This window comes from Moorena sp. SIO2C4 (assembly GCF_010672485.1).
Lineage (GTDB): Bacteria > Cyanobacteriota > Cyanobacteriia > Cyanobacteriales > Coleofasciculaceae > Moorena > Moorena producens.
On sequence record NZ_JAAHGN010000982.1, the window covers coordinates 1 to 2,886 of the forward strand.

The 2,886-nt window shown below is 46.6% G+C and carries 3 protein-coding genes; all 3 read right to left on the reverse strand.

Annotated elements, in window-relative coordinates:
* Positions 1-36: 36 nt before the first annotated feature.
* Complete coding sequence (locus F6K20_RS32395; protein ID WP_287297508.1) at positions 37-210, reverse strand: hypothetical protein; 174 nt, start codon at positions 208-210, stop codon at positions 37-39.
* Positions 207-788 carry a rhomboid family intramembrane serine protease gene (locus F6K20_RS32400; RefSeq protein WP_287257445.1) on the reverse strand — a complete coding sequence of 194 codons (582 nt, stop codon included), beginning with the start codon at positions 786-788 and terminating at the stop codon, positions 207-209. The genes F6K20_RS32395 and F6K20_RS32400 overlap by 4 nt, the downstream gene beginning before the upstream one ends.
* 151 nt (positions 789-939) lie before the next feature.
* A complete protein-coding gene (locus F6K20_RS32405) occupies positions 940-2,877 on the reverse strand; it encodes a S9 family peptidase (protein ID WP_287265741.1) in 1,938 nt (645 codons plus the stop codon).
* Positions 2,878-2,886 lie beyond the last annotated feature (9 nt).

The following is a 2,886-nucleotide window of genomic DNA, read 5'->3' on the forward strand; positions in this document are numbered from 1 at the left end:
ATCTAAGGTTTCGTCTCTTGCCTTAATCATAAAGTTTTAACCCTTTACCCATAGCCGACTAACCATAAAGGCTGCCCCAGCGAGGGATTGCTCGCTGGGGTAACTTCTGACCGTGTCGTTAATAAAGTAACCCGTGTATCCGTTCGCGATGGCTGGAGTTGGTAAGAAGCCCACACTGTAATCTTCGATGAGCGTGTGGGAGTATGTCACAGTTTACGCCTTGCCAGTATACGTGCGGCTAGGATACCGCCGATAAAACCAAATAAATGTCCTTGCCAAGATACATGGGGCTGTGAAGGTAAGACACCCCAAACTAAACCACCATAGAGGAAGCCGACTAGAATTGATAGAAAAATTGAGGGTAGGTTTCGTTCAAAGAAGCCTCTAAATAGCAGAAAACCTAGGTAGCCAAAGATCAGCACACTTGCCCCAATGTGAACTGAATTGGGAGCGCCCAACAGCCAAACCCCAAGACCACCCACCACCATGGTGATGGTGGTAACGACGAAAAAGTCGCTAGTTTCTTGCAACATTACAAACCAGCCTAGGACAAGAAAAGGTATAGTGTTGGAAATCAGATGAGAAAAACCGCCGTGGAGAAAAGGGGCAAATAAAATACCCCGCAGCCCAATTGGGTTGCGGGGAAGGATGCCATATAGATCAAGTTTCCTTCCAAAAATGAATATATCCACCAGCTCTACAATCCACATCAGAGCGACCCATCCACCGAGGATGATTGCCTGAGTTTTTAACTCACTGGTTATTGATTGTCTTTCCTGCCTAGTCATTGTTGATGAGTTTATGGTGAACAATAATATCGAAACCAATAGACAAATACTGACATTGGCTTACTTCGCAGGTGTTGCTCCATGTCTACAGAGTAACTTAATTGATCAAGGCAATTAACCAATGACTAATGACTAATAACTAAACTAATAACTAATAATTATAAATACTTACAGGTTCTATCGCCTCTGCTAGCTCAAATCCAAATACCCGGGAGTAAAAATACAACTCCCCTTCGAGAGTCCGTTTAATCGTTTCTGCTTTACGAAAACCATGTTGCTCCCCTTCATAGGTAACATAGGCTACAGGTAACCCCTTAGCCTTCAAAGCGGCCACCATCATTTCTGCTTGGTTAGGGGGGACTACCTTGTCTTCTAGCCCCTGGAAAAAAATTACAGGACACGACAGTTGGTCTGTGAAATGAATAGGCGATCGCTTTTGATACAAATCTTTACGTTCTGGGTAAGGACCGATCAAGCTATCTAGATACCGGGACTCAAATTTGTGGGTATCCTTGGCTAGTACCTCCAAATCACTGACACCGTAGTAGCTAGCCCCAGCTTTAAACACATCTCGGAATGTCAGAGCAGCTAGAGTTGTATAACCCCCAGCACTCCCCCCAGCAATGGCCAGTCGCTCACCATCAACTAGTCCTTGCTTAGCTAGGTATTGCGCGCCATTGGTGCAGTCATCAACATCCACAATCCCCCAGTTGTTTTTAAGGCGCTGACGATAGTCCCGCCCATAGCCAGTACTCCCTCCATAGTTAACATCTAGGATGGCAAAACCACGAGACGTCCAGTATTGAATTTTTAGATTAAAGGCACTAGAAGTGGCCGCCGTAGGTCCACCGTGGCTTTTGACAATTAGGGGTGGTTTTTCGGAGGTTGGTGCGGTGTAGTCTTTGTTTAGTGGTGGGTAGAAGAAACCATAAGCGGTCAGTCCATTAGTTGTGGGAAATGCGATCGCTTGAGGCGGCGATAGATAGCCAGTATCGATAGCTAACTCACTCGACTTCCTCAATACATTGATTTGTCCATTTGTCAAGTCCAACTGAACAATTGCAGTTGCTTCTGTTACAGAACCAGCGATCAAAACCGCTTGATTATCAGCTACCTTTAGGTCGGAAATACTGGTGTATGGTGTGGCAATCACCGACTGCTGCTTGGTGTTTAGGTCTATACTAGCTAAATGCCAGTTTCCTTCCTGAGTATAGGTACATATGATTCGATTGGCACCATCGAAGCCATAAGTAGACATGCCAAAGACCCACTGGGGTAGTCCAAACTCGGCTTCCATTTCACACAGGGGTTCGATTTCCCCTCGGGTTGGTTGCCAGCGGTAGAGATTCCACCAATTAGTGCGATCGCATACAAAGTAAAGTACACCATCTGGTGACCACTCTGGCTGAAATACCGACTCATCAACCCCACCAGCAATGAGCTCTGCAACACCTAGAGAACCATCGGTTAAGATTGGAGCTACCCAGAGTTGAGTAACATCCCAGGGCATATTGGGATGATTCCAGCTTAGCCAAGCGAGTTTAGAGCAATCGGGACTTAGGCGCGGCGAGGAGTAAAAGTCACAGCCAGAGGCTAGCACTTGAATATCTTCACCGTTTTCTAAGCTGATGCTAACCAAGGTATTGACTGGTTCGCCATCCACCGTGTGGTTTTCTCGCACACAGATTATACGTCCTCTTTCCTGGTCAATTACTGCATCACCATAGCGCCAGTTAGCTATGGGGGTTAGGGGTTGGGGTTTGGAGCTTGGGGTTTGTTGGTACAGACGTTGGTCAGCAAAATTAGAGAAGTAAATTGTGCCATCCTTAACTGCAATTGCACCACCACCATACTCGTTAACCCGAGTACGAGCATTGAAGGGCTCGGGAGTCAGATCAACAGTTTTGCCATCAGGGGTGCGTCGCACGATTACATTGCGTCCAGCTTCTGCAGGTCGCCCTTCAATCCAGTAAACATCCTTTTGATCAAGGGCAATGCTGCCCAACCTAACGCTGCTTTGAACAATCATGTCAGCGCTAATAGGGGATTTCCAGGAACCATAGGGGGCAAGGTGTGGTGGTTGGGTCATTGAAAAGCA